This window comes from Rahnella inusitata, assembly GCF_018288855.1.
GTDB classification, from domain to species: Bacteria; Pseudomonadota; Gammaproteobacteria; order Enterobacterales; family Enterobacteriaceae; genus Rahnella; species Rahnella inusitata.
The window spans coordinates 3532328-3556492 of the sequence record NZ_CP065024.1 but is presented as its reverse complement, the minus strand read 5'-3'; the positions used below and the strand labels follow the sequence as shown (position 1 = coordinate 3556492).

Below are 24165 nucleotides of genomic sequence, written 5' to 3'. Positions count from 1 at the left end.
AAATGAATTTGTATGCAATAAATTTGATTAAAAAATTATAAAATAGAATAAGCCCACAGGCAGCAGACATAAAAAAGGGACGATTTCTCGTCCCTTTATATGCGGAGTCTGCCAATGTGCAATCAGTTGCGGCGTTCGAACGCCAGCGCGCGGCGCTCTATCAAACGCATCATCAAAGTCAGCAATCCGTTGACGCACAGATACACCAGACCGGCGGCACCAAACACCATCACGTCATAGGTCCGGCCATACATCAGCTGGCTATGACCCATCACGTCCATCAGTGTAATGGTGTAGGCCAGCGAGGTACTTTTGAAGACCAGCACCACTTCGTTGGAATAGGAGGACAGCGCACGTTTAAACGCATACGGCAGCAGAATACGCAGCGTCTGCGCTTTTGACATGCCCAGCGCTTCGCACGATTGCCACTGGCCGGACGGGATCGCCCGCACCGCGCCGGTAAACAGCTGCGTGGTGTACGCCGCACTGTTCAGCGCCAGCGCAAACATCGCGCACAGCCACGGTTGCGACAGGACTTCCCATAACCACGGGATTTCCCGGATCGACGGAAACTGCCCCGGACCGTAGTAAATCAGAAAGATTTGCACCAGCAGCGGTGTACCGGTGAACAGCGTGATATAGCCTTTCACGATCTGGCTGATGACCGGCAGTTTGAGCGTCAGGATCACGGTAAAAAGCATCGCCAGCACCAGTGCAACCACCAGTGCGACCACGGTCAGCGTCAGGCTGGTGTGCAATCCTTTCAGGACTTCAGGTAAATATTCCCACATCAGGAAGCACTCCGTTCAAAGCGGGTGGTACGCAGTTCGATTCGTTTGATCACGAACTGGCTGAACAGGGTGACAAGCAGATAAATGCAGGCGGCAATCACGTACCAGGTAAACGGCTCCTGAGTACGGGTCGCGATACTTTTGGTTTGCAGCATCAGGTCGTTCACGCTGATAAGCGAGACCAGTGCGGTGTCTTTAAGCAACACCAGCCACTGATTACTCAGGCCCGGCAGCGCGTGACGCCACATTTGCGGCATGATCAGGCGAAAGAAAATGGCCGCCTTCTTCATCCCTAACACCTGACCGGATTCCCACTGGCCCTGTGGCACGGCTTTCAGGGCGCCGCGCAGCGTCTGCGAGGCATATGCTGAATAGAGCAGGGACAGGGCAATCACGCCACAGACGAACGGGCTGACTTCGAAGTTTTCGATAGGCAACTTGATCGGAATGGCAAACAGCCCGAGGTTGATGCTAAAGCCATCGGCCAGCACCATCAGCAGTTGTGAGGAACCGAAATAGATGAACAGGACCACCAGAATTTCCGGCAGACCGCGCAGCACGGTAACCCACGCGGTGCCCGGCCAACTAAGCGGCTTCCACGGCGCGGATTCCCAGACAGCGAAAATCATCGCCAGAACGAGGCCGAGGATCAGCGCACAAACGGCAAGGCCGACGGTCATCCCGGCGGCGCTTGCTAAAGGTTGGAATTCATTCATTGATAGGCAAACTTATTGCTGGAACCATTTTGAATACAGCGTCTTGTAAGTGCCGTCAGCTTTTACTTTCGCCAGTGCATCATTCAGTTTCGTCAGCAATTCAGTATTGTTCTGACGAACGGCGACGCCCAGACCGGTACCGAAGTAGGTCGGATCGGTGATTTTGTCACCCACGGCGGCAAGGTTTTTATTCTGCTTCAGCCATTCGTTGACCACGGCGGTGTCACCAAATACGGCATCCAGACGACCATTTTTCAGATCCAGGACGGCATTCTGATAGCTGTCATAAGGCACAGCGGTGATTTCCGGATGCTTATCCATCAGGTATTTCTGATGGGTGGTGCCGTTTTGCATCCCAACACGTTTACCTTTCAGCGACGCGACGTCGGTGAATGTGCCGGAGTGCGCGATGAACAGCGCGGAGTTGTCATAATACGCATTGGTGAACGCGACTTGTTTTTCGCGCTCAGGGGTGATGTCCATACCGGAAATCACGGCGTCAAAACGACGGAATTTCAGGCTTGGGATCAGACTGTCGAATGCCTGGTTAGTGAAGGTACAGGTGGCCTGCATCTCTTTACACATGGCGTTGGCCAGGTCGACGTCAAAACCCTGGATCTGATTCTTGGAATCTACAAACTCAAACGGAGGATAAGACGCTTCCATCGCGAAACGGATGGTGTCAGCAGCGCTGGCTGACAAACTGACGGTAGCCAGAACCGCGGCAATTACTAATTTTTTCATCGCTAACTCCGTAGAAAACATCAATTGATGATTTTATAGACAAACAGATTAATGGGACAGGTAGCTGGCAAACTCTTTAGTTTGCGGCTGCTTGAACACAGAGGCGTCGCCTTGCTCCACGATGCGTCCATTTTCCATGTACACCACCCGGCTGGCGGTTTTACGCGCCACTTCCACTTCGTGGGTCACGATAACTTGTGTGATCCCGGTACCGGCCAGTTCTTTGATGATGCTGACGATCTGGGCAGTAATTTCCGGATCCAGTGCGGCAGTCGGTTCATCAAACAGCAAGACCTGAGGTTCCATCATCAGGGCACGGGCAATCGCCACACGCTGTTGCTGGCCACCGGAAAGGTGCAAAGGGAAACGATCGGCGTAGTCGGTCAGTCGCAGACGGGTCAGCAATTTTTTGGCACGCTCCATCGCGACATCTTTTGTCAGACCCAATACACGCATCGGGGCTTCCAGTAAGTTGTCGAGCACGGTGCGGTGTGGCCACAGATTGTATTGCTGGAAGACCATTCCGACGTTCTGACGCAGTTCGCGAACCGCTTTCTCATCCGGCTTGCGGGTGAAATCGAAGGTGTTACCGGCGATTTGCAATGTGCCTGAACGCGGCATTTCCAGCAGGTTCAGAACACGTAACAGGGAGCTTTTGCCTGCACCACTTGGCCCGAGTAAAACCAGAGTTTCACCGGCGGGGCAGTTGAGCTGGATGTCAAAAAGCGCCTGATGCACGCCGTAGAAGCAGTTGATGCTATTAAGTTGAATACTCATGCGCAAATAGTGAATAGCCATTGATGCCGCAGATGGTAACTTCCACAGCATAGTTATGCAACGATCGCGGCTTAAAAATTATCTGTCGCCGCAGGAATGCCAAAGTGTAGCACAAGATATTGTTGCATCACTGTGACGCAGATGTTGGTCAATGACGCTATTCATCATCAACCAACATTATGCATACGCTTTTTTAAGGTTTTTTCAGGAAACTAACCGGTTACTGATTTTCCAAAACCTGGCGCAACGTGCCGCTGGAGGCGAAATCCAGATCTGCCATATAACGGACGTCATCGACGGTCCAGCATTTGCCTTCACGCACCATCAGCACCTCATCTTTCCACGTTGTGGATGCGCCTTTCTCTTTGTCATGGGTAAAGGTTACGCGCAGCGGGATGTTGCGGGCATCGGTGTTGGGAATGGTCGAGGCGCTGTCGACAGACGCAGACGTTGGGCCGTCAAACAGGCTGGAGAATACGTCGCCATCGCCGGAGCCGACGCCAGCTTTCTCGTTAGGAGACGCGGCGATATCGACTTTCGGCTGGGATTGCGCTTTCAACAACGCGTCATACAAACCGGTGCTCAGATAAGGGCGATACGCGGCGAGCTGGCTTGAGTTCGGTAAACCGCTGCCGCCTTGCTTGATGCGGAAGTCAAAAAACTGCTGGGCAACGCTGTCCGGGCCGCCATCGATGCACGGTGCCGTGCGGCTGCCGATATCCTTATACGCAGGTTCGACCGTGGTACAGGCACTGAGCATCAATGCCAAAGGGAGGGCGGCGGCAAGAATTTTCTTTTTCATTGTATTCCTTACTGAAAGATTGAACGTTTTCACCATGACTTTCTTTACCATACAGTATAAAAGCGATTTGGCTTAATGCATGGCGAAGAGAAAATGATACGTTTTTTGCCTGCGCATACTTTATGCTGTTCAGGCGCTTTTCTATGAACCCGGACGAGAACTGATAAGGAATACTCATGCAAATTACAACAACCCCAACGCTCGAAGGTTTTGTTATCGCTGAATACTGCGGCGTAGTGACCGGCGAGGCCATTTTAGGTGCCAATATTTTCCGCGATTTCTTCGCCGGTGTGCGCGATATCGTGGGTGGACGCTCGGGCGCTTATGAGAAAGAGTTACGAAAAGCCCGTGAAATTGCGTTCAGCGAGCTGGAAGAACAGGCCAAAGAGCGCGGTGCCAATGCGGTTGTGGGCGTGGATATCGATTACGAAACCGTTGGCAAAAACGCCAGTATGCTGATGGTCAGCATCTCCGGTACCGCAGTGATTGTGCATCGCAAATGAGATGCTCTGGTCTGAAAGCCGGTTTCTGTGCGGCGTTGTTGCTGATGCTGGCGGGATGTCAGAGCGTCAGCCAGCCCGCGGAAAACGCGCCATTCCAGCTGGAAACCACCCGGCAGGCACAGGGTGCGGATCAGCGGATCCGCTTTCTGGTGATCCACTACACTGCCGAAGATTTCCACAATGCATTAAATACCCTGACTGATGAGCACGTCAGTGCGCATTACCTGATCCCGGCCAAACCGCCGCTCGAACAGGGCAAACCGGTGGCCTGGCAACTGGTGCCTGAGGAAATGCGCGCATGGCACGCGGGGGCCAGCGGCTGGCGCGGACGGACCAATCTGAACGACACGTCCGTCGGTATCGAGCTGGAAAATCAGGGCTACAGCGTGCATCTGCTGGGCAAGAAATTCTATCCGTTCCCGCCGGCCCAGATTGATTTGCTGGCCGATCTCAGCAAAGAGATTGTGGCGCGATATCAGATAGAGCCGCGTAACGTGATTGGCCACAGCGATGTTGCGCCGCAGCGCAAAGACGATCCGGGGCCGTTGTTCCCGTGGCAGCAACTGGCAGAACGCGGCGTCGGCGCATGGCCGGACGCGGCACGAGTTCAGGCGAATCTGGCAGGGCGCAGCCCGCAACAGCCGGTGAGTCAGGCGTCGCTTCTGACTCTGCTGAATCAGTACGGTTATACGGTAACGGAAGGGATGACGTCGGAGCAGCAACGCCGGGTGATCGCGGCGTTCCAGATGCATTTCAGGCAGAGTGATTACCGCGGGAATGCCGATGCACAAACCGAAGCGATTGTGCAGGCGTTGTTGCAGCAGTTTCCGGACAGAGAGAGTTAAACCGGCTGGCCGTCGCGGTCAGTCGCGTTTCGGGCCGATGCCGTGTAAACCCTGAAGTTTACCGTGATCGCGCAGCCAGTCGGCGGTGCGGATAATCCCCTGATCGAGCGAAATCACCGGCAGATAGCCCAGTTCTTTCTGCGCGCGCTGTGTATCGAGCGTGAGGTCGAAATTCAGCTTCGCCACGCTGTAGTGGGTCAGCACCGGCTCTTTGTGCGAGCTTTTACTCATCCGCTCCATCCCGCGCGCCATCACATCCAGCACCGGATAAGGCACCGAGCGGATGCGGTATTTGATATCCAGTTGTTCCATCAACTGCTGCACCATGGTACGCAGCGGTCGTGGTTGCTGATTGGTGATATTGAAGGCGCGGCCTGACTCGGTGGTGTCAGTCTGCGTCGCCAGCCACATGGCGTGGACGGCGTTCTCGACGTAGGTCATGTCCACCAGCGCTTCACCGTCGCGCGGCAGCATCAGCGTGCCGCCGTATTTCAGCATTTGCAGCAGGCGCGGCAGCAGCACATTGTCGTGCGGGCCGAAAATTCCCTGCGGGCGCAAAATGGTGAAGTGGGTTTGCGGATTGGACATCGCCAGCGTGTGGATCACCTGTTCACCGGCAGCCTTACTGCGGGCAAAGGAGTTCGCAAAGCGGTGAGGGCGGAAGTCTTCCTGAATATCGCGGTGATGATGGAAATCGAAGTAGATCGCCGGTGACGAAATATGGACGAAGTTTTCGACGCCGTAGGCCGCCGACCATTCCCCCAGACGCCGCGTAGCGCGCACGTTAGCCAGTTCAAATTCCTTTTCACTGCCCCACGGCGACATCAGCCCCGAACAATGCCAGACGGTGTCGATATCCGCGAGCAGGGCTTTGGCCTGCGATGAGACCAGCGTGGTGAGATCGGCGTGAATAAACTCCGCACCGATTTTCTGCAAAAGTGAGCCCATCGCGGCATTGCGACCTGTCGCCCTGACGCTGATGCCTTTATTTCGCAGAAACTCAACCGCGTTACGCCCAAGACCGCTGCTGGCGCCGGTAACCAAAACTCTCATAAACAGGCCAATGCCTTCATAAACAGAGAAAAATTGTTGTTCGCTTCGGGGAGAATGCACCCGTGAGCAATAAGGGTGCCATTCTTTCGTGAATTTGTGCGGCTTGCAATGGGAAAGGGCGTGAGCAATGTCTGAAAGCGCGTTAAATAACCCTTTAACGCCCGCAGCGATCTTTCTGTCGCGCGAGGCTGGCGATGCGCTTGGCCATGCCACGAAAAATAAACTGATGAGCGGGCATCATACTAAACCAGTAGAGCAGGCCGCGGAAACCTGCCGGATGCCACCAGGCGCGGACATCAAGACTGCGACTTTCGCCATTGTCAGTGATGGTGAAGGTTAACCGCCCGAGCCCCGGCGCTTTCATCCCGAAGAGCAGCACCAGTTCACGCTGGGGTTTCAGGCCGATGACTTTCCAGCCATCAATTTTATCCCCTAATTTGAGGAATTCACGGTCAGGGCGGCCATACTTTACGCCGCCGCCGAGTAAATCATCCATACGCGCCCGCGTTTTCCATAATCCGTTGGCATAGAAATAGCCTTCGCGCCCGCCCAGCTGTTGCACCACCTGCCACAATGCCGCTTTGGAGGCCGAGGTTTCCAGCGTAAATCCGGCCTGCTTGGGGTAAAAGCCGTAGCCCGGACGCCAGCGTTCCCGTGCGTCGGCATCGTATCCCCAGTCCGGCGAGTCCATCACCTGATGCTCTTCTTTTTCCAGCGTGCTGCGGATGGCTTCATCAACGGAGATAAGTTCCTGCGGGATCAACGTTTGTAACTCTGCGCTGTCTGCGGGGAGATCGTGGTTGAGCCCCTGAATCAGCGCTTTGGCGAGCGGCGTCGGTACAGAGGTGATCAGGCTGAGAAAATAGACGGACACAAATGACGTCGGCATCGGAATGGGGATCAGCCAGCGACGTTTTCCACTCATGGCGATAAAGCGTTCAAACAGCGTCTGATAGCTGATGTACTCCGGTCCGGCCGCTTCCAGAATGCGGTTCTCCGTCGCGGGCAAGGTCACCAGACCGCGCAGATAGACCAGCAGATTCTCCAGCGCCAGCGGTGAGGATTTGGATCGCACCCAGCGCGGCGGCGTAAGCACCGGCAGGTTATAGACCATGTCGCGCATCACTTCGAACGCAGCCGACCCTGCGCCGATGACAATACCCGCGCGCAACTCGGTAACCGGGATATTGCTCATGCGCAGTAAATCGCCGGTCAGTTTGCGCGCCTGCAAATGCGGCGAATCGCTGTCTTGCGGCTGCATCGAGCCAAGATAGACAATGTGTTTGATCGAAGAATCTTTCAGTGCCAGCAAGGTATGCTGCGCAGCCTGCCGCTCTTTTTCCAGCAGATCGTCGTCTTCGGTCATGGCGTGAACCAGATACACCAGCACTTCTGCGTCTTCGAACGCGGCGGCGAGCGTTTTACTCTGGTAGACATCGGCAAAACAGCAGCGGACGTTTTGCCATTTCTGTTGTTGCAGCCATTCAAGGCGGCGCGCGGCGGCAGTGACCTTAAAACCGTGCTGGCTCAGGTGTGCAGTCAGGTGTTGGCCGATATATCCGCTGGCACCGAGTATGACGATCCGTGGCATGTGCATAATCCGTTTTGCTAAAGGTCAAATGAATCATAAAATTGCGGCGATAACTTTCTTATTAGCGCCGCAGGCAGGGCGATGTCAGGCGTGTTCGTGCAGGAACTCCTGCCACAGGGCGACGACTTTTTGCAAATCTTCACGGCTGATGTTGATGTGTGTCAGCACACGGGTCAGCGGGCCGGCACTGATAATCACACCGCGCTCACGCATCCACGGGCCCATTTTTTCGGCCAGCTCTGCGCTCTGTCTGATGTACAGCACGTTAGTCTGCGCACCGGGCCCGGCGATTTCCACGCCCAGTTTGGTCAGCTCTTCAGCCAGCCATTGTGCGTTGTCGTGATCGTCTTTCAAACGCTCAACGTTATTTTCCAGCGCATAAATGGCCGCAGCGGCCAGAATGCCGGACTGACGCATACCGCCGCCGGTCATTTTGCGCCAGCGGTTAGCGCGGTGAATAAACGCTTTACTGCCGATCAGCAGTGAGCCTATCGGTGCGCCCAGACCTTTGGAAAGACAGATGGTCAGGGTATCGCAATATTGAGTGATTTCGCGCAGCTCAACGCCCTGGGCTACGGCGGCATTCATGATACGCGCACCGTCGATATGCAGCGCCAGCCCTTTTTCGCGGGTGAACGCGTAGGCTTTTTGCAGATAGTCGAGCGGAAGCACTTTGCCGCTGTGCGTATTTTCGAGGCTCAGCAGGCGGGTGCGGGCGAAATGAATGTCATCGGGTTTGATGGCGGCAGCGACTTTATCCAGCGGAATGGAACCGTCGTCGGCCATATCCAGCGGCTGCGGTTGAATGCTGCCGAGCACCGCAGCACCACCGGCTTCATACATGTAGTTGTGGGCTTTCTGGCCGACGATATATTCTTCGCCGCGCTGACAGTGGGTCAGCAATGCCACAAGATTGGCCTGGGTGCCGGTGGGTAGAAACAGTGCGGCTTCTTTACCACACAGTGTGGCCGCCATGTCCTGTAAAGCATTTACCGTCGGGTCATCGCCGTAGACATCATCGCCGACTTCAGCGCGGGCCATCGCCTGACGCATAGCTTCACTGGGGCGGGTTACGGTATCACTGCGTAAATCGATCAACGTCGGCTTCCTTCTGCTGGATGAATGTTAAGTGCAGGAAAAGGCGAGCGACAAACGCCCGCCTGATTCTCCACTATAGCCCCGTCAGGGTTATCGCAGCCAGTTGGTTTTTGCCAGTTCGACGACTTCGTCGCCGCGACCGCTTATCACCGCGCGCAGCATGTAAAGGCTGAAGCCTTTAGCCTGTTCGAATTTGATTTGCGGCGGCATCGCCAGTTCTTCGGTGGCAGTGACGACATCCACCAGTACCGGTCCTTCGTAGGCGAAGGCGTCCTGCAAGGCAGCATCAACGTCAGAGGCTTTCTCTACGCGTATGCCTTTGATGCCAGCAGCTTCGGCCATGGCGGCGAAATTAGGATTTTTCAGCTCGGTACCGTCGGTCAGGTAGCCACCGGCTTTCATTTCCATCGCCACAAAACCCAGTACGCTGTTGTTGAAAATGACAATTTTCACCGGCAGCTTTTGCTGCGCCAGCGTCAGGAAATCCCCCATCAGCATGGAGAAACCGCCGTCACCGCACAGCGCCACCACCTGACGCGCGCGGTCGATCGCCTGCGCCCCAATGGCCTGCGGCATGGCGTTGGCCATCGAACCGTGGTTGAACGATCCGAGCAGACGGCGCTGACCGTTCATTTGCAGATAACGGCATGCCCAGACGGTAGGGGTGCCGACGTCGCAGGTAAATATTGCATCGGATGCGGCAAACCGGCTGATTTGCTGTGCCAGATATTGCGGGTGGATCGCCTGCTTATCGTTCGGCGTCGCCAGCGAATCAAGATCCTTTCGCGCTTCCTCGTAATGCTTCAGCGCTTTGTCGAGGAACTTGCGTTCGGTTTTCGGTTGCAGCTGCGGCAGGAGCGCGGTCAGAGTGGATTTAATATCGCCCACCAGCGCCATATCAACGTGACAATGCGAGCCGATGCTGCCCGGATTAATGTCGATCTGGATGATTTTGGCGTCGGTCGGATAAAACGCGCGATACGGGAACTGCGTGCCGAGCAGGATCAACGTGTCGGCATTCATCATCGCATGGAAACCGGAGGAGAAACCAATAAGCCCGGTCATGCCGACGCTGTACGGGTTATCCCATTCGATATGTTCTTTGCCGCGCAGGGCGTGCACCACCGGCGCTTTCAATGTTTCCGCCAGACGGATCACTTCATCGTGTGCGCCCGCGCAGCCACTGCCGCACATCATGGTGATATTGGTGGCGCCGTTCAGCAGTTCCGCCAGTTTTTCAAGCTCGGTGGGCTGCGGGATAACACGCGGCAGTACCGGCGGATACCAGCCGATTTTGGCATCTTCTGGCGCCGGTTTCAGCGCCACGTCGCCCGGTAATACAATCACCGACACCCCACGGTTAAGAATCGCTTTACGCATGGCGATGGCCAGTACCTGCGGCAGTTGTTCGGGGTTGGTCACCATTTCACAATAGTGGCTGCATTCGCGGAAAAGTTCGGTCGGATGGGTTTCCTGAAAATACCCGCTGCCAATTTCGCTGGAAGGAATGTGCGCGGCAATGGCCACCACCGGCACATGATTGCGATGGCAGTCAAACAGGCCGTTGATCAGATGCAGGTTGCCTGGCCCACAGGATCCGGCGCACACCGCCAGCTCACCGGTGATTTGTGCTTCGGCACCGGCGGCAAACGCGGCGACTTCTTCATGGCGCGTGCCGAGCCATTCGATAGTGCCCATGCGGTTCAGGCTATCGCTCAGCCCGTTGAGTGAATCGCCGGTGACACCCCAGATACGTTTTACGCCTGCGGCTTCCAGAGTTTTAGCTAAATAAGACGCTACGCTCTCTTTCATTCTGTGTTCCCTCAGTTAATCATCAAAAATGAATGCGTTAATCATAGTCCATGAATTCGCAGTGACATTTTCGTGGTGAATGACAGAGGTTAAACCATACAAAAATAGGCAAAGGAGAGGGGTGAAGATTTGTAAATATGCCCGCGCGGACTGTAAGAAGTCATGAGCGGGCAGGGGATTGCGGGGATCAGGCGAGGGTGACGTCACCCTTAAGCTGACAGCTACACGCCAGCACGTAACCCTGCGCGACGTCATCATCAGTCAGTGTCATGCGGCTGGTCGTCTGGTAATCGCCGCTGAGCACGCGAGTTTTGCAGCTGCCGCAGACACCGGCACGGCATGCTGCGGTGACCGGCAGCTGGTGTTGCTCCATGGCTGCCAGCAACGTAGTGCCGACGGCAACACGATAGTTGGCCAGCGGCGTCAGGCGGGTCAGCGTCAGAGTCCTTTCATCTGATACTTCCATTTCTGTTGCCTGAAACTGCTCTTTGACGATATGTTCCGCCGGAACGCCCAGCTCTGCTGTCCAGTTTCCGGCCAGCGTCATATACGGCGCGGGGCCGCAAATCATCACACGGCGTGAACGGATGTCCGGCACCTGACTTTGCAGGAGGTCCTGGCTCAGACGTCCGGCGATCTGCCCCGGCAGCGCATCCTGCTCGGCCAGAATGATCAGTGTCAGCTGCGGGTACTGCGCGGCCAGCCGTCGCCATTCGGCGGCGAAAATGACATCTTGCGGGCTGCGGACACTGTAAAAGACGTGGACGTTTTGCGCCGGGCAGTTCGCCAGCACGTCGCGCGCAATGGACATCACCGGCGTCACGCCGCAGCCTGCGGCGAGCAGCAAAAGCGGCTGGGCAGTGTCGCAGGTGAATTCTCCCTGCGCGTCTGATAGCCAGACATAGTCGCCCGTTTTCAATTGCTGCGTCAGCCAGCCGGAACCGCTGCCACCGCTGATGCGTCGCACTGTCAGCTGAATAAACGGGCTGAGGCCGGACGTGGAGGAAAGGGTATACGCCCGCTGCACGTCGCCGCGCGGGCCGATATTCACCAGCGCAAACTGGCCGGGGCGATAGTCATAAACGTCATGAGTGAGGAGCGAAATCGTCCACACGTCAGGCGTTTCCTGTGTGACGGAATGCACCTGCATACGGTTCTGACACAGCGCAGTCGGCTGATCGGGAAATAACGGAAAGTTCATCGTGGTTTACTCCGCCAGCATGGTGTGCAGATCCTGCTCCACCGAGGTGATCGCCCGCAGACCGAATTTCTCATTCAGCACTGCCAGCAGATTATCGGTGAGAAAAGCAGGCGCGGTCGGGCCGGTGGCGATATTTTTCACGCCGAGCGACAGCAGGGTCAGCAGGATCACAATGGCTTTTTGCTCGAACCACGACAGCACCAGACTCAGCGGCAGTTCATTGACGCCACAACCCAGCTTCTCAGCCAGATTCACCGCCAGAATAATGGCGGAATAGGCATCGTTACACTGACCGACGTCCAGCAGGCGCGGCAGCCCTTCAATGGTGCCGAAGTCCAGTTTGTTGAAACGATATTTGCCGCAGGCCAGCGTCATGATCAGGCAGTCTTTCGGCACGCTGACTGCCAGATCGGTGAAATAACTGCGCTCGCTGCGGCTGCCGTCGCATCCGCCAATCAGGAAGATGTGACGCAGTTTTTTGGCGGCGACGAGATCAATGACCGTATCCGCCGCGCCAAGCAAGGTCTGGCGGCCAAAGCCGACGGTGATTTCCTGCTCAATTTCGCTGTAACGAAAGCCCGGCAGCTGCAACGCCTGGGCGATCACCGACGCGAAATCCTCTCCTTCCAGATGCTGTACGCCCGGCCAGCCGACGATACTGCGTGTCCAGATGCGGTCGCCATAATTGCCGACGTTGGGGTCGATAATGCAGTTGGACGTCATCACCACCGGACCGGGGAATTTCGCAAATTCCACCTGCTGATTTTGCCAGCCGCTGCCGTAATTTCCGGCCAGATGCGGGTACTTTTTCAGCTCAGGATAGCCGTGTGCAGGCAGCATTTCGCCGTGGGTGTAGATGTTAATACCGGTGCCGGCGGTTTGTTCCAGCAGCATCTGCAGATCTTTCAGGTCGTGGCCGGAAATCAGAATGGCCTTGCCCGCCAAGGGACGGACATTGACGGAGGTCGGCTGCGGATGTCCGTAGGCGTCAGTTTCGCCTTTATCCAGGATCGCCATCACGCTGAAATTCATCTTGCCGATAGCCATGGCGTTGTCCAGCAGCTCGCCCATGTCCGCCGGTTGGGTGCCTGACCACGCCATCAGGCGGTGATACTCAGCGTAAATCGCCACATCTGCCTGACCGAGCACGTGCGCGTGTTCCATATAGGCCGCCGCGCCCTTCAGGCCGTAAAGACACAGCATCCGCAGGCCGTGAATGTCGTCACCGACGCGCGCTTTGTCGTCGTTCAGCGCAAATTGCTGCGCCTGCTGTTGCAGCTCGCTCAGATTGTCGCTGACCAGTTCCAGCGCGGCCAGCGGATGATCCACCGTGATTTGCGGATCCATCAGGCGGCAACGCACCCGCAGAGATTCGCGGTGGATAACCGCGTCACGGGCGTAACCGACGATGCGGTCGGAGTCGAAATTAACGTTGGTCAGAGTGGAGAAAAAGGCGCGCGGGGCGAAGCTGTCGATCTCTTCATCGACGATGCCGTAACCGCGGGCGACCAGCGCCCAGGCCGATAAGCCCTGAAGTACAGCCACCAGTAAGTCTTGTAAATCAGAGGTTTCTGCGGTTTTTCCGCACATTCCCTGCGCATACGCGCAGCCATTGCCCGCCGGGGTACGGACTGTTTGTTCACATTGCACACAAAACATTATGAGGTCCTTTTTTAAAGTTGCATTTGAAATGCTTGTTTTAAAATAAGACTAAGACGGGCAGGCTCAGAAATGAAGCGTTTTTAAGACAAAGTGAGGCGGAGTTGATTTACCGCAAGTTTTGGCAGGGGCTGAAAAGGGAAGTTCCCGCCGCAAAGTGCCGCGGGAAAACAGGGCGTCAGGCGGAGAAAAAGGCCATCAGCACTGGCGACAGCAGGCTGAGCACGAAGCCGTGAACGACCGCAGGCGGTACCATGTCCAGCCCGCCGCTGCGCTGTAATACCGGCAGCGTGAAGTCCATGGACGTCGCGCCGCACAGGCCGAGCGCGGTGGAGCGGCTGCTGCGTACTAAGGTCGGGATCAGCATGATGGCGCAAAGTTCGCGCGCCAGATCGTTAAAGAACGCGGCGCTGCCGATGACCGGCCCGAACGAGTCGGTCAGCACGATACCGGAAAGCGAATACCAGCCGTAACCTGAGGCCAGCGCCAGACCGGTTTTCAGCGGCAGGCCGAGAAGCAGTGCGGCAACCGCCCCGCCGATCAGTGCGCTTATCGCCACGACCACAGCGACGATGATGCCGCGACGATTCAGGATGATCTGGCGCAGCGTCATACTGCTGTTGCGTAGCTGAATGCCCACCAGCGCCAGCAGGAACAGCAGCGCGATTTCGCTGGCCTGTGAGGCGAAGGTCAGCCAGTGCCATTCGGTCAGGCCGAGTGCGAAGCCGCCAATCACTACGCCGCACAATTTCAGTGACTCAAGCGCCATGTGTAAACGCGACGGTAATTTTTCCTGCTTAAACTGGGTTTTCCAGGGACGGCGGCGTTCGAGCAGCCACAGCGCGGCGTAGTTCATCACGAAGATACACAGGAAACAGACGGCGGCGTATTTGAAAATCAGCAGTAAATTGGTACTGAGATTATCGAGAAAGGCCAGGCTGATGCCCATAATGAACAGGATGACGTACACCATCCAGCTCAGCATCTGGTTAACGATGTGCAGCAGCGAGCGGTTTTTGACCGGAATAAGGTAACCGACGATCAGCGGCAAAAGAATAATCAACAGGCCGGAATACATGAGGCAAAAATCCCTGAAAAGTGAGGTTCCATGAGAGGAGCGCGGCACAGAAAATACCGCCCGACACGCTAACCAAAAGTTATCTGACTGTAAAGCAGCTTCGGTACACAGAGATCCGCGGGCAGCCTTGACGGCAACCGATTTTTCACGCCATGCTCAGGAATGTAATGAGCGCACAGGAGGCGTCTGATGTATCTGGAACACATTGATATTGTCGGTTTTCGTGGCATTAACCGACTTTCTCTGACACTGACTCAGCCCGCGCAGCGCGGCGCATCGATTACCGGCTCAGCGCATCAGGGGCAAACCGAATCCTTTCTGACCAATACCGTGTTAATCGGAGAAAACGCCTGGGGTAAATCCAGTCTGCTGGATGCCCTGACGCTGCTGCTCGCCCCTGACCCGAAACTGTACTGCTTCAAAGAAGAGGATTTCTATTTTCCGGCAGGGGAGAAGGAATCTAAATCACAGTATCTGCACATCGTGTTTACCTTTTGTGAAAATCAGGCCGGACACCACATGTCGCCACGCTTTAATGCGCTGTCGCCGCTGTGGGTAAAATGCCCCGATCGCCTGAACCGCATTTATTATCGTCTGGAAGGTGAACTGGACGATGACGGCAGCGTGATGACGCTGCGCAGTTTCCTCTCCTCCAACGGGCAGCCGCTCAATCTGACCACCATCGATCCGCTGGCGCAGGCGCTTGTGCGCCTCAATCCGGTTTTACGCCTGCGCGATGCCCGCTTTATCCGCCGTCTGCGCAGCGAAACGCTGGCACCACGGCTTTCTGCCAATAACGAACAACTGGCGCACCAGCTGGATGAGCTGACGCGCGGACTGGTGCATAACCCGCAATCGCTGACCAACAGCGAATTGCGCAGCGGGCTTTCGGCGATGCAGCAGTTGCTGGAGCACTATTTCGCTGAGCAGGGGACATCCAACAGTGCGCCGTGGCAGCAGAAGCGTCATGGCCGCGCTGAAAGCCGACGGGCATGGCGCTCGCTGGATAATATCAACCGGATGATTGCCGAGCCGAACAGCCGCAGCATGCGCGTAATGCTGCTCGGGATGTTTTCCACGCTGTTGCAGGCAAAAGGTTCGGTGGTGCTGCATCCGGATGCGCGACCGCTGCTGCTGATCGAAGACCCCGAAACCCGTCTGCATCCGATTATGCTATCGGTCGCGTGGGGATTGCTCGATCAACTGCCTTTACAGCGTATTACCACCACCAACTCCGGCGACTTGCTGTCGCTGGTACCGGTTGAGCAAATTTGCCGTCTGGTGCGCGAATCGTCGCGTGTCGCAGCGTATGCCATCGGCCCGGAAGGGTTGAGTATGGAAGACAGCCGTCGGATCGCGTTTCATATCCGCTTTAATCGCCCGTCATCGCTTTTCGCCCGCTGCTGGCTGCTTGTGGAAGGCGAAACCGAAGTCTGGCTGCTCAATCAGCTGGCGCGCCAGTGTGGATATCATTTTGAGTCGGAAGGGATCAAGGTCATCGAATTTGCCCAGTGCGGGCTGAAGCCTTTACTGCGCTTTGCCCGGCAGATGGGCATTGAATGGCACGTGCTGGTGGACGGTGACGAAGCGGGGCGCAAATACGCGGCGACGGTGACGGCCAACGTGGAGAATCACGATGACAATCTGCGCTACCGGCTGACCTCGCTGCCTACTCAGGACATTGAATATTTTCTGTATCGGGAAGGGTTCGAAGATGTGTATCGCAAACACTCGGCGATACCGGAAAACGTGCAGATGTCGCCGAGAAGGATTATCGATAAGGCCATTCACCGCAGTTCGAAGCCGGATCTGGCGATTGACGTCGCGCAGTCAGCGTCGCTGCGAGGGACCTCCTCCATCCCTCCGCTACTGAGGCAAATGTTTTCCCGCGTTGCCTGGCTGGCGCGGGGCAGGGCGGATTAGGCTGCGCGGTTCTCTTCAACGATGATCTGGTGACCATGTCCGCTGGAAAACGTCTGGCGGATCTGGCTTTCCAAATCATCTAACAGCTGGTAACGGCGGCGGTATTCTGCGCGACGTTTACTGGCGATCTCTTCCAGCGGCCGGTGGGCTATCTGACGCGGCAGATGGAAATAACCGTCTTCGCCCTGTTTCGCCTCCATGGTTTCCCAGAAGCTGTCGTAATCGGCATATACCATACCTTTACGCTTTTTGTAGCGCGGGTTTTCGTAGATGTGCGTGTGATTTCCCACCGCGACAATCTGCGTCATGCCCGCCAGCTCTGCCAGCGTGGTCAGCGCTTCAATCACCAGACGTTTCGGAAATAAACCGTGGCAGGCTTTGGTCGCTTTCTGGATTTCCTGATGATCAACCTGTGCTTTCGGGCCCTGAAGTGCGCCGATGAACAACGTTGGCTGGCCCTGATAATAGATGAAAGAGAAGGTCACGATAGCGATCGGTTCGCCCTGCGGATTGTTGAAGGTCAGTGTGGCTTCACCTTCTTTATCCAGACGGCTGACAGAGTTAAAGGTGATCGCGTAACGCTGCTCTTCCTTGCCGGTCAGGGTGGCGATCGCCATCGGTTTTTTATTCAGATAGCCGTGGTTAATCGCCTCCGGCAGGCAGTGGCCGATCATGTCGTAGTGATCGGTGATGCGCTTCATCGCCTCTTCTGGCGTGATATTGGACGCCTGATAAACACGATGCAATTTGCACGGCAGGCTCGGCTGCGCAGTCAGGATCTCATCGCGTTGCGGGTGATGAGCCAGATAATCTAGCAGGCCAAACGTGCGACGTGGCTGGGTCAGCGCGCGGAATAAAAATTTAAAACGGTAGCGCGGCAATTTCCACGACGGTCCAGGCACCAGACGCTGGGAAAGCAACGCTGTCATCAACTGAAGGCCGGAAAGAGGAGCCTTTTCTTCGCAAGGGTAACTGAATGTCGTCATGGTATTTACCTGTTATATCGGGCCGGATTTCAATAACGGCTATTTCAACAGGGCAACAATAAACCGGTGTGCAACGGGGAAAATTATGAAGGGAATGAACGCGATTTGTTGAGATTGTGTTTAGATTTAATTTGTTTTGTGTCGTGTCTTAGCAATCGGTGTCTAAAAAATGTACTTTAATTTGCACCGAGGACTTGAAGCCTGAGGCATTCTCCCCCATAAATAAAAAATGCCAGTCAGTGAGTGACCGGCATTGGCTTTTAATCGTTCGGACAAAAGAGAACCGGTCAGGCGACCACTTCACTTTCCACTGGAATAATGAGGCTGGCATGATTCCCCTTTGGGCCTTCATGAACATCAAAGTTGACCTGCTGGCCTGCCTTTAACGTCCGGTAGCCCTCCATCTGAATCGTGGAGTAGTGGGCAAAAATGTCTTCACCGCCATTTTGCGGGCAGATGAAGCCAAAGCCTTTAGCATTATTGAACCATTTAACAGTACCCGTCAGCATGCTTCTTCATCCCTCTTATGACTCGGCTGGTAGTGTAGTAAAGAGTTTTAAAGCCAGTTGAATGAGCGGGAGGGCGAGAACGCGGCGGATAAAAACCTGCTCAAAAGACGTCCAACTCACGAATTTACACTCTAGTGGAATCGGGTTAGAGATCAAGGGAACGGCATTTGTCATCAGGGATCAGATAACCAAACTTTGAAGCAGGTAACGCTATTGGCATATTTTGTTAAATTTATGCCCGCGGGGCTGATGGCAAAGAGGACATTTTGTGCAGCGGCGGTGTGATGCAAGAGATGGTAAAATGGGGAAATAACCTGGTGAAGCCCCGCAGAACGCTTTCACGTCAGGTATTTAGCATCCAATACGATCTTTACAGGTGATGAGCAGGCAATGGGCGACAAACAAGACTGGCTAAATTTTGAACATTTGACGGCGAATAAGCAAAAGGATGAGGTAAAACCGCCATCTATGTATAAAGTTATATTAAACAACGACGATTACACTCCAATGGAATTTGTGATTGACGTTCTGCAAAAGTTCTTTTCTTATGATATTGAACGTGCAACGCAACTGATGCTCCAGGTGCACTATAGAGGCAAAGCGATATGCGGCGTTTATACCGCCGAAGTCGCCGAAACCAAGGTCGCACACGTAAATGAGTACGCCAAGGAGAATGAGCATCCGTTGCTGTGTACGCTGGAAAAAGCCTGATTAAGGCAATCTATTTGGGAGGTGCCTATGCTCAATCAAGAACTTGAACTCAGTCTCAACATGGCTTTCGCAAGAGCCCGTGAGCACCGGCATGAGTTTATGACCGTGGAGCACCTGTTGCTGGCGTTGCTCAGCAACCCTGCTGCCCGTGAAGCGCTTGAAGCTTGTACAGTTGATCTGGTGGCATTACGCCAGGAACTGGAAGCCTTCATCGAGCAAACCACACCCACCTTACCTGCCAGTGAAGAGGAACGTGACACCCAGCCTACGCTGAGTTTCCAGCGCGTTCTGCAACGTGCGGTATTCCATGTGCAATCTTCTGGCCGCAGCGAAGTGTCCGGCGCTAACGTACTGGTCGCGATTTTCAGCGAACAGGAATCTCAGGCCGCCTATCTCCTGCGCAAACATGATGTCAGCCGCCTTGATGTGGTGAACTTTATTTCGCACGGCACCCGTAAAGATGAATCGGGCAGCCAGGCGCCAAACAATGCGGAAAACCCAGTTAACGAAGAGCAGTCGGCGGGGGAAGATCGTATGGAGAACTTCACCACTAATCTTAACCAGTTAGCGCGTGTTGGTGGCATTGATCCGCTGATTGGCCGTGACAAAGAACTGGAGCGCGCCATTCAGGTGCTCTGCCGTCGCCGCAAAAACAACCCGCTTCTGGTGGGCGAATCCGGCGTCGGGAAAACCGCGATTGCTGAAGGTCTTGCATGGCGAATCGAGCAGGGCGACGTGCCGGAAGTGATGGCCGATTGCACTCTGTATTCTCTGGATATCGGCTCTTTGCTGGCGGGCACCAAGTACCGCGGTGATTTCGAAAAACGTTTCAAATCACTGCTGAAACAACTGGAGCAGGATAAGAACAGCATCCTGTTTATTGATGAAATCCATACGATTATCGGTGCCGGTGCGGCGTCCGGCGGTCAGGTGGATGCGGCAAACCTCATCAAACCGTTGCTGTCGAGCGGCAAGATCCGGGTGATTGGTTCCACGACGTATCAGGAATTTAGCAATATCTTCGAGAAAGACCGTGCTCTGGCGCGTCGCTTCCAGAAAATCGATATTGTTGAGCCAACCGTCGAAGAAACCGTGCAGATCATCAATGGCCTGAAAACCAAATATGAAGCGCACCATGATGTCCGCTATACCGCGAAAGCGGTGCGTGCGGCGGTGGAGTTGTCGGTCAAGTACATCAATGACCGTCATCTGCCGGACAAAGCTATCGACGTCATTGATGAAGCGGGCGCGCGCAGCCGGTTAATGCCGGTCAGCAAACGCAAGAAAACCGTTAACGTCAGCGATATCGAAAGTGTGGTGGCGCGTATCGCCCGCATTCCGGAAAAAACCGTGTCTGCGACCGATCGCGATGTGCTGAAAAATCTGGGCGACCGCCTGAAAATGCTGGTCTTCGGGCAGGATCCTGCCATCGAAGCTCTGACAGAAGCGATCAAAATGAGCCGCGCAGGTCTGGGTCAGGATCGCAAGCCGGTCGGTTCGTTCCTGTTCGCCGGTCCTACCGGTGTGGGTAAAACCGAAGTCACGGTACAGCTCGCCAAAGCGCTGGATATCGAACTGTTGCGTTTTGATATGTCCGAATACATGGAGCGTCACACGGTCAGCCGTTTGATCGGTGCGCCTCCTGGCTATGTCGGTTTTGATCAGGGCGGCTTGCTGACGGATGCGGTATTGAAACATCCTCACTCCGTTGTGCTGCTCGATGAAATCGAGAAAGCGCACCCGGATGTCTTCAACCTGCTGTTGCAGGTCATGGACAACGGTACGCTGACCGATAACAACGGGCGCAAAGCCGATTTCCGTAACGTGATTCTGGTCATGACCACCAACGCCGGTGTGCGTGAAACCGAACGTAAATCTATTGGCCTCATTCATCAGGACAACAGTCCTGACGCTATGGAAGAGATCAAGAAAGTGTTTACGCCAGAATTCCGTAATCGTCTGGACAACGTGATCTGGTTCAACCATCTGTCTACGGAAGTTATCCAGCTGGTAGTCGACAAATTCATTGTCGAACTGCAGGCGCAACTGGATGCCAAAGGCGTTTCGCTGGAAGTCAGCGATGAAGCCCGCGACTGGCTGACAGTGAAAGGTTACGATCGTGCGATGGGTGCACGTCCGATGACACGTATCGTGCAGGAAAACCTGAAAAAACCTCTCGCCAACGAGCTGCTGTTTGGTTCACTGGTGGATGGCGGTTCGGTCTCGGTAGCGCTGGATAAGGAGGCCGATAAGCTGACTTACCACTTCATGAGTGCGCAGAAGAAAAAGCCGGAAGGCGCGGTGCATTGATCCGCTGCTGAGATAAGCTGAAAAGCTTCAGGCAAACAAAAGGCGATGTGAAAACATCGCCTTTTTTCTTTCTGAAAATTCTTTATGAAACGTGAGTTAGTGAGGAATAAGCAGAAAGAATAATGAAACAAAATGCCGAATTGCGGATACCACAAAACGCCCTTGCAACTGCAGGAAGGGCGAAGAGGGTATCCTCAGGTATCGCCGGAAAATCAGCGATGAGTGAGCCGTTTATTAGCGGCTACGGAAGACAATGCGGCCTTTGCTCAGGTCGTACGGGGTCAGCTCTACAGTGACTTTGTCGCCCGTCAGGATGCGGATATAGTTCTTACGCATTTTACCGGAGATGTGTGCGGTAACTACGTGTCCGTTTTCTAATTCTACGCGGAACATAGTGTTTGGCAGCGTATCAAGTACGGTGCCCTGCATTTCAATGTTGTCTTCTTTGGCCATCGAATCCTCTAGGTCTAACTACCATAGTTTTTAACCGGCAAGATAATGCCGAAAAACCCACATTATGTAAAGAAGTATGGTTCATGACCGCACCTATTCCCTATCCTTCGGGAACACCGGCAGGTCTTCATCATGTGGGGATAAGTCTTGTGGCAACCAGCAATCCGGTGCTAACGCGCGTTGCGAAAGTTCGGATAACTGCTGCAAAAATTGGCGGCGGGGGATCTCTCTCGCACCCAGCGACGCAGTGTGAGGGTTGAGCACCTGACAGTCAATCAGTTCTCCACCATTGCGGGAAAAATGTTGGCAAAACATCATCAGCGCGCACTTTGAGGCATTTTCACGGCGGCTAAACATGGACTCGCCGCAAAATAGCCTGCCGACGGAAACGCCGTACAAACCGCCAACCAACTCATCGCCTTCCCAGACTTCAAGTGAATGGGCGTGTCCGGCTTCGTGCAATTCCTGATAACCACGCTGAACCAGGGGTCCGATCCAGGTGCCATCTTCCCGTTCAATTGCACACGCGTGTATCACCTTTTCAAAGCAGCGATTGAGCGTAAAACGGAAAGGCATTTTACGCATAAATTTCTGTAAGCTGCGGCTGATATGGCGTTCTTCGGGCACTAAAATAGCCCGCGGGTCGGGTGACCACCAGAGGATCATTTCACCGGGTTCAAACCAGGGGAAAATCCCGTGCTGATAAGCGGAAAGCAGACGCGGCGACGTGAGGTCGCCGCCGATAGCCAGCAGGCCGTTGGGATCCTGTAATGCAGAATCAGGATCCGGAAAATGAACAGAACTGGCCTCGAGCTTAACTAACCGCATAGATCTCCTTATCCGGCGACTCACGGGTCGCCACATAATTCAGGGACAGACTCTCAGGTGCGCGCAAGAAAACGCGCGTACCGGCCTTGTGCGGCGGCTAACGTCTGATGATCGCCTTGTTCGACAATCTCGCCTTCCTCCATCACGCAAATCCTGTCGAGGTTATCAAGACCGTGTAAACGGTGCGTCACTAAGAGTAGCGTTTTATTATCACAATGCTTGTGCAACAGCGCCAAAATATGGTGTTCCGTTTCTGCATCCAGCCCTTCGGTCGGTTCATCGAGCAACCACAGCGGAGCATCATGCAGCAACGCACGGGCCAGACCCAGGCGACGCTGTTCGCCGCCGGACAGCTGACGTCCGCCTTCGCCCAGCCAGGCGTTCAGGCCTTCGCCTTCGAGTAGCACGTGCAGATCCACCTGTTTCAGCGCGTCGGCAATCTGCTCATCAGAGCTTTGCGGCGAGGCCATGCGCAGGTTTTCACGCAGTGTGGTGTTGAAGATGTGAACGCGCTGGCTGACCACGGTGATCATCTGGCGCAGCGTAGCCTCATCATAATCTGCGATTGCATGGCCGTTAATGCTCATTGCGCCACTGTTGATATCCCAGCCGCGCGTCAGCAATTGCAGCAAAGTAGATTTCCCACAGCCAGTCTGGCCGAGCAGGGCAACGTGCTCACCCGCAGCAATCTCCAGCGTAATGTTTTTCAGTACCGGCAGCGGCTGCCCCGGATAAGTGAAATTCACGTGAGTGAGCGACAGGCTCACCTGTTGAGCGGCAGCCGGGCCTTGTGACGGGAAAGTCACATCGGCAGGCTGACTGATGATTTGGCTGACGCGCTGCGCAGAGGCGATAACTTGCCCGAGATGCTGGAATGCTGCCGCAACCGGCCCCAGTGCTTCGAAAGCGGCCAGCGGCGTAAACACGAACAGCGCAATCAGCGCGCCGGGTTGGGCGATTGTTCCGATCCCGCCTGCGGCCAGCCACAACATCAGCGTCACGGTCAGACCGGCTGCGGCAATCACCATCGCCTGCGACAGACCGGTCAGCTTCGCCTGCTGCTGCTGACGCAACATCCAGCGGCGTTCAATATCATTAAGTTGCTGACGAAAACGCGGCTGCGCGCCAAATACCACCAGCTCGGATTGCCCCTGTAACCATGAGGTCAGCTGCGTGCGATAATCGCTGCGCAAGGCCGTCAGCTCCCGTCCGGCAGGTTTCCCCGCACGGTAGAAAATCACCGGCAGAAGCAACATCAGAACCAGCATAATCGCCCCGAGTGTCAGTGCGAGTTTGACGTCCAGAAAGCTCAGGCCAAAGGTCACCAGAACAATCACCACCAGCGCGCTGACCAGCGGCGAGATGACGCGCAGATACAGGTGATCCAGCGTATCCACGTCGGCGACCAGCCGGTTCAGGAGATCGGCCTGACGGAATCGCGCAATACCGCCCGGCGACAGCGGCATAATTTTGGTGAAAGTGAACACCCGCAAATGCGCCAGCACGCGGAAGGTCGCGTCGTGGCTGACCAGACGTTCAGCGTAACGACCTGCGGTGCGGAAAATCGCCGCACCGCGCACACCCGCGGCGGGCAGCATGTAGTTGAACGTGTACAAACCGGCGATACCGGCGACCGCAGAGGCCGCGAGGAACCAGCCAGAGAGTGTCAGCAGGCCAATGCTGGCCAGCAGCGTAACGATGGCCAGAATCACACCCAAAGACAGCCGGAACCAGTGACGGCGATACAAAGCGAGATAGGGCAGAAGAATTTTCAT

General features: G+C 55.2%; 22 protein-coding genes. 5 read left to right on the top strand and 17 right to left on the bottom strand.

Annotated features, from left to right (window positions below):
- Positions 1–122: 122 nt before the first annotated feature.
- From artM to I2123_RS16700, 5 genes are all read right to left on the bottom strand, one after another.
- On the bottom strand, positions 123–791 hold the full coding sequence (artM, locus tag I2123_RS16720; protein WP_112166430.1) for an arginine ABC transporter permease ArtM: 669 nt from the start codon (positions 789–791) through the stop codon (positions 123–125).
- Positions 791–1507: an arginine ABC transporter permease ArtQ gene (gene artQ, locus I2123_RS16715; RefSeq protein ID WP_213051060.1), complete on the bottom strand. Its 717-nt coding sequence runs from the start codon at positions 1505–1507 to the stop codon at positions 791–793. The genes artM and artQ overlap by 1 nt, the downstream gene beginning before the upstream one ends.
- 12 nt (positions 1508–1519) lie before the next feature.
- Positions 1520–2251: an arginine ABC transporter substrate-binding protein gene (gene artJ / locus I2123_RS16710; RefSeq protein WP_112166426.1), complete on the bottom strand. Its 732-nt coding sequence runs from the start codon at positions 2249–2251 to the stop codon at positions 1520–1522.
- A 48-nt stretch (positions 2252–2299) separates the two neighbouring features.
- Positions 2300–3028, bottom strand: a complete 729-nt coding sequence (artP, locus tag I2123_RS16705) for an arginine ABC transporter ATP-binding protein ArtP (protein WP_112166661.1) — start codon at positions 3026–3028, stop codon at positions 2300–2302.
- Positions 3029–3248: 220 nt separating this feature from the next.
- Positions 3249–3830 carry a lipoprotein gene (locus I2123_RS16700; RefSeq protein ID WP_213051059.1) on the bottom strand — a complete coding sequence of 194 codons (582 nt, stop codon included), beginning with the start codon at positions 3828–3830 and terminating at the stop codon, positions 3249–3251.
- Positions 3831–4006: 176 nt separating this feature from the next.
- Between I2123_RS16700 and I2123_RS16695 the strand changes: the two genes are divergently transcribed.
- The gene (locus I2123_RS16695; RefSeq protein WP_112166422.1) at positions 4007–4333 is read left to right on the top strand and encodes a heavy metal-binding domain-containing protein; all 327 of its coding nucleotides are present in this window, start codon (positions 4007–4009) and stop codon (positions 4331–4333) included.
- The gene (locus I2123_RS16690) at positions 4330–5178 is read left to right on the top strand and encodes an N-acetylmuramoyl-L-alanine amidase (protein ID WP_420834339.1); all 849 of its coding nucleotides are present in this window, start codon (positions 4330–4332) and stop codon (positions 5176–5178) included. The genes I2123_RS16695 and I2123_RS16690 overlap by 4 nt, the downstream gene beginning before the upstream one ends.
- A gap of 18 nt (positions 5179–5196) precedes the next feature.
- Here the strand turns inward: I2123_RS16690 and I2123_RS16685 are convergent, their stop codons facing one another.
- The 7 genes from I2123_RS16685 to I2123_RS16655 form a co-directional block, all read right to left on the bottom strand.
- The gene (locus I2123_RS16685) at positions 5197–6231 is read right to left on the bottom strand and encodes an NAD-dependent epimerase/dehydratase family protein (RefSeq protein ID WP_213051058.1); all 1035 of its coding nucleotides are present in this window, start codon (positions 6229–6231) and stop codon (positions 5197–5199) included.
- 154 nt (positions 6232–6385) lie between these two features.
- Positions 6386–7828, bottom strand: coding sequence for a DUF2867 domain-containing protein (locus tag I2123_RS16680; protein WP_112166418.1), 1443 nt, complete (start codon positions 7826–7828; stop codon positions 6386–6388).
- Between the two features lie 78 nt (positions 7829–7906).
- The gene (gene ltaE, locus I2123_RS16675; protein ID WP_213051057.1) at positions 7907–8920 is read right to left on the bottom strand and encodes a low-specificity L-threonine aldolase; all 1014 of its coding nucleotides are present in this window, start codon (positions 8918–8920) and stop codon (positions 7907–7909) included.
- A gap of 90 nt (positions 8921–9010) precedes the next feature.
- The gene (gene poxB / locus I2123_RS16670; RefSeq protein ID WP_213051056.1) at positions 9011–10732 is read right to left on the bottom strand and encodes a ubiquinone-dependent pyruvate dehydrogenase; all 1722 of its coding nucleotides are present in this window, start codon (positions 10730–10732) and stop codon (positions 9011–9013) included.
- A 187-nt stretch (positions 10733–10919) separates the two neighbouring features.
- The gene (gene hcr / locus I2123_RS16665; RefSeq protein WP_213051055.1) at positions 10920–11933 is read right to left on the bottom strand and encodes an NADH oxidoreductase; all 1014 of its coding nucleotides are present in this window, start codon (positions 11931–11933) and stop codon (positions 10920–10922) included.
- A gap of 6 nt (positions 11934–11939) precedes the next feature.
- On the bottom strand, positions 11940–13592 hold the full coding sequence (gene hcp / locus I2123_RS16660; RefSeq protein ID WP_213051054.1) for a hydroxylamine reductase: 1653 nt from the start codon (positions 13590–13592) through the stop codon (positions 11940–11942).
- Positions 13593–13770: 178 nt separating this feature from the next.
- Entirely contained in the window at positions 13771–14670 is a 900-nt protein-coding gene (locus I2123_RS16655) for a LysO family transporter (protein ID WP_213051053.1), read from the bottom strand.
- Positions 14671–14859: 189 nt separating this feature from the next.
- Between I2123_RS16655 and I2123_RS16650 the strand changes: the two genes are divergently transcribed.
- A complete protein-coding gene (locus I2123_RS16650) occupies positions 14860–16593 on the top strand; it encodes an ATP-dependent nuclease (RefSeq protein ID WP_213051052.1) in 1734 nt (577 codons plus the stop codon).
- Here I2123_RS16650 and I2123_RS16645 read toward each other — a convergent pair.
- On the bottom strand, positions 16590–17579 hold the full coding sequence (locus I2123_RS16645; RefSeq protein WP_213051051.1) for a VirK/YbjX family protein: 990 nt from the start codon (positions 17577–17579) through the stop codon (positions 16590–16592). The genes I2123_RS16650 and I2123_RS16645 overlap by 4 nt on opposite strands.
- A 287-nt stretch (positions 17580–17866) precedes the next feature.
- Positions 17867–18088, bottom strand: coding sequence for a cold shock-like protein CspD (cspD, locus tag I2123_RS16640; RefSeq protein WP_112166402.1), 222 nt, complete (start codon positions 18086–18088; stop codon positions 17867–17869).
- 390 nt (positions 18089–18478) lie between these two features.
- Here cspD and clpS point away from each other — a divergent pair, with 390 nt between their 5' ends.
- Positions 18479–18799: an ATP-dependent Clp protease adapter ClpS gene (gene clpS / locus I2123_RS16635; RefSeq protein ID WP_056769226.1), complete on the top strand. Its 321-nt coding sequence runs from the start codon at positions 18479–18481 to the stop codon at positions 18797–18799.
- A 27-nt stretch (positions 18800–18826) separates the two neighbouring features.
- On the top strand, positions 18827–21109 hold the full coding sequence (gene clpA, locus I2123_RS16630; RefSeq protein WP_112166400.1) for an ATP-dependent Clp protease ATP-binding subunit ClpA: 2283 nt from the start codon (positions 18827–18829) through the stop codon (positions 21107–21109).
- 234 nt (positions 21110–21343) lie between these two features.
- On the opposite strand, the gene infA is transcribed toward clpA, so the two are convergent.
- From infA to cydC, 3 genes are all read right to left on the bottom strand, one after another.
- Entirely contained in the window at positions 21344–21562 is a 219-nt protein-coding gene (infA, locus tag I2123_RS16625; protein ID WP_002211347.1) for a translation initiation factor IF-1, read from the bottom strand.
- Positions 21563–21655: 93 nt separating this feature from the next.
- A complete protein-coding gene (gene aat / locus I2123_RS16620) occupies positions 21656–22390 on the bottom strand; it encodes a leucyl/phenylalanyl-tRNA--protein transferase (RefSeq protein WP_112166398.1) in 735 nt (244 codons plus the stop codon).
- Between the two features lie 53 nt (positions 22391–22443).
- The gene (gene cydC / locus I2123_RS16615; RefSeq protein WP_112166396.1) at positions 22444–24165 is read right to left on the bottom strand and encodes a heme ABC transporter ATP-binding protein/permease CydC; all 1722 of its coding nucleotides are present in this window, start codon (positions 24163–24165) and stop codon (positions 22444–22446) included.

Coding starts and splice junctions, on each gene's coding strand:
- artM (WP_112166430.1), bottom strand. CDS start 791: ATGTGGGAATATTTACCTGAAGTCCTGAAAGGATTGCACACCAGCCTG.
- artQ (WP_213051060.1), bottom strand. CDS start 1,507: ATGAATGAATTCCAACCTTTAGCAAGCGCCGCCGGGATGACCGTCGGC.
- artJ (WP_112166426.1), bottom strand. CDS start 2,251: ATGAAAAAATTAGTAATTGCCGCGGTTCTGGCTACCGTCAGTTTGTCA.
- artP (WP_112166661.1), bottom strand. CDS start 3,028: ATGAGTATTCAACTTAATAGCATCAACTGCTTCTACGGCGTGCATCAG.
- I2123_RS16700 (WP_213051059.1), bottom strand. CDS start 3,830: ATGAAAAAGAAAATTCTTGCCGCCGCCCTCCCTTTGGCATTGATGCTC.
- I2123_RS16695 (WP_112166422.1), top strand. CDS start 4,007: ATGCAAATTACAACAACCCCAACGCTCGAAGGTTTTGTTATCGCTGAA.
- I2123_RS16690 (WP_420834339.1), top strand. CDS start 4,330: ATGAGATGCTCTGGTCTGAAAGCCGGTTTCTGTGCGGCGTTGTTGCTG.
- I2123_RS16685 (WP_213051058.1), bottom strand. CDS start 6,231: ATGAGAGTTTTGGTTACCGGCGCCAGCAGCGGTCTTGGGCGTAACGCG.
- I2123_RS16680 (WP_112166418.1), bottom strand. CDS start 7,828: ATGCACATGCCACGGATCGTCATACTCGGTGCCAGCGGATATATCGGC.
- poxB (WP_213051056.1), bottom strand. CDS start 10,732: ATGAAAGAGAGCGTAGCGTCTTATTTAGCTAAAACTCTGGAAGCCGCA.
- hcr (WP_213051055.1), bottom strand. CDS start 11,933: ATGAACTTTCCGTTATTTCCCGATCAGCCGACTGCGCTGTGTCAGAAC.
- hcp (WP_213051054.1), bottom strand. CDS start 13,592: ATGTTTTGTGTGCAATGTGAACAAACAGTCCGTACCCCGGCGGGCAAT.
- I2123_RS16655 (WP_213051053.1), bottom strand. CDS start 14,670: ATGTATTCCGGCCTGTTGATTATTCTTTTGCCGCTGATCGTCGGTTAC.
- I2123_RS16650 (WP_213051052.1), top strand. CDS start 14,860: ATGTATCTGGAACACATTGATATTGTCGGTTTTCGTGGCATTAACCGA.
- I2123_RS16645 (WP_213051051.1), bottom strand. CDS start 17,579: ATGACGACATTCAGTTACCCTTGCGAAGAAAAGGCTCCTCTTTCCGGC.
- cspD (WP_112166402.1), bottom strand. CDS start 18,088: ATGCTGACGGGTACTGTTAAATGGTTCAATAATGCTAAAGGCTTTGGC.
- clpS (WP_056769226.1), top strand. CDS start 18,479: ATGGGCGACAAACAAGACTGGCTAAATTTTGAACATTTGACGGCGAAT.
- clpA (WP_112166400.1), top strand. CDS start 18,827: ATGCTCAATCAAGAACTTGAACTCAGTCTCAACATGGCTTTCGCAAGA.
- infA (WP_002211347.1), bottom strand. CDS start 21,562: ATGGCCAAAGAAGACAACATTGAAATGCAGGGCACCGTACTTGATACG.
- aat (WP_112166398.1), bottom strand. CDS start 22,390: ATGCGGTTAGTTAAGCTCGAGGCCAGTTCTGTTCATTTTCCGGATCCT.
- cydC (WP_112166396.1), bottom strand. CDS start 24,165: ATGAAAATTCTTCTGCCCTATCTCGCTTTGTATCGCCGTCACTGGTTC.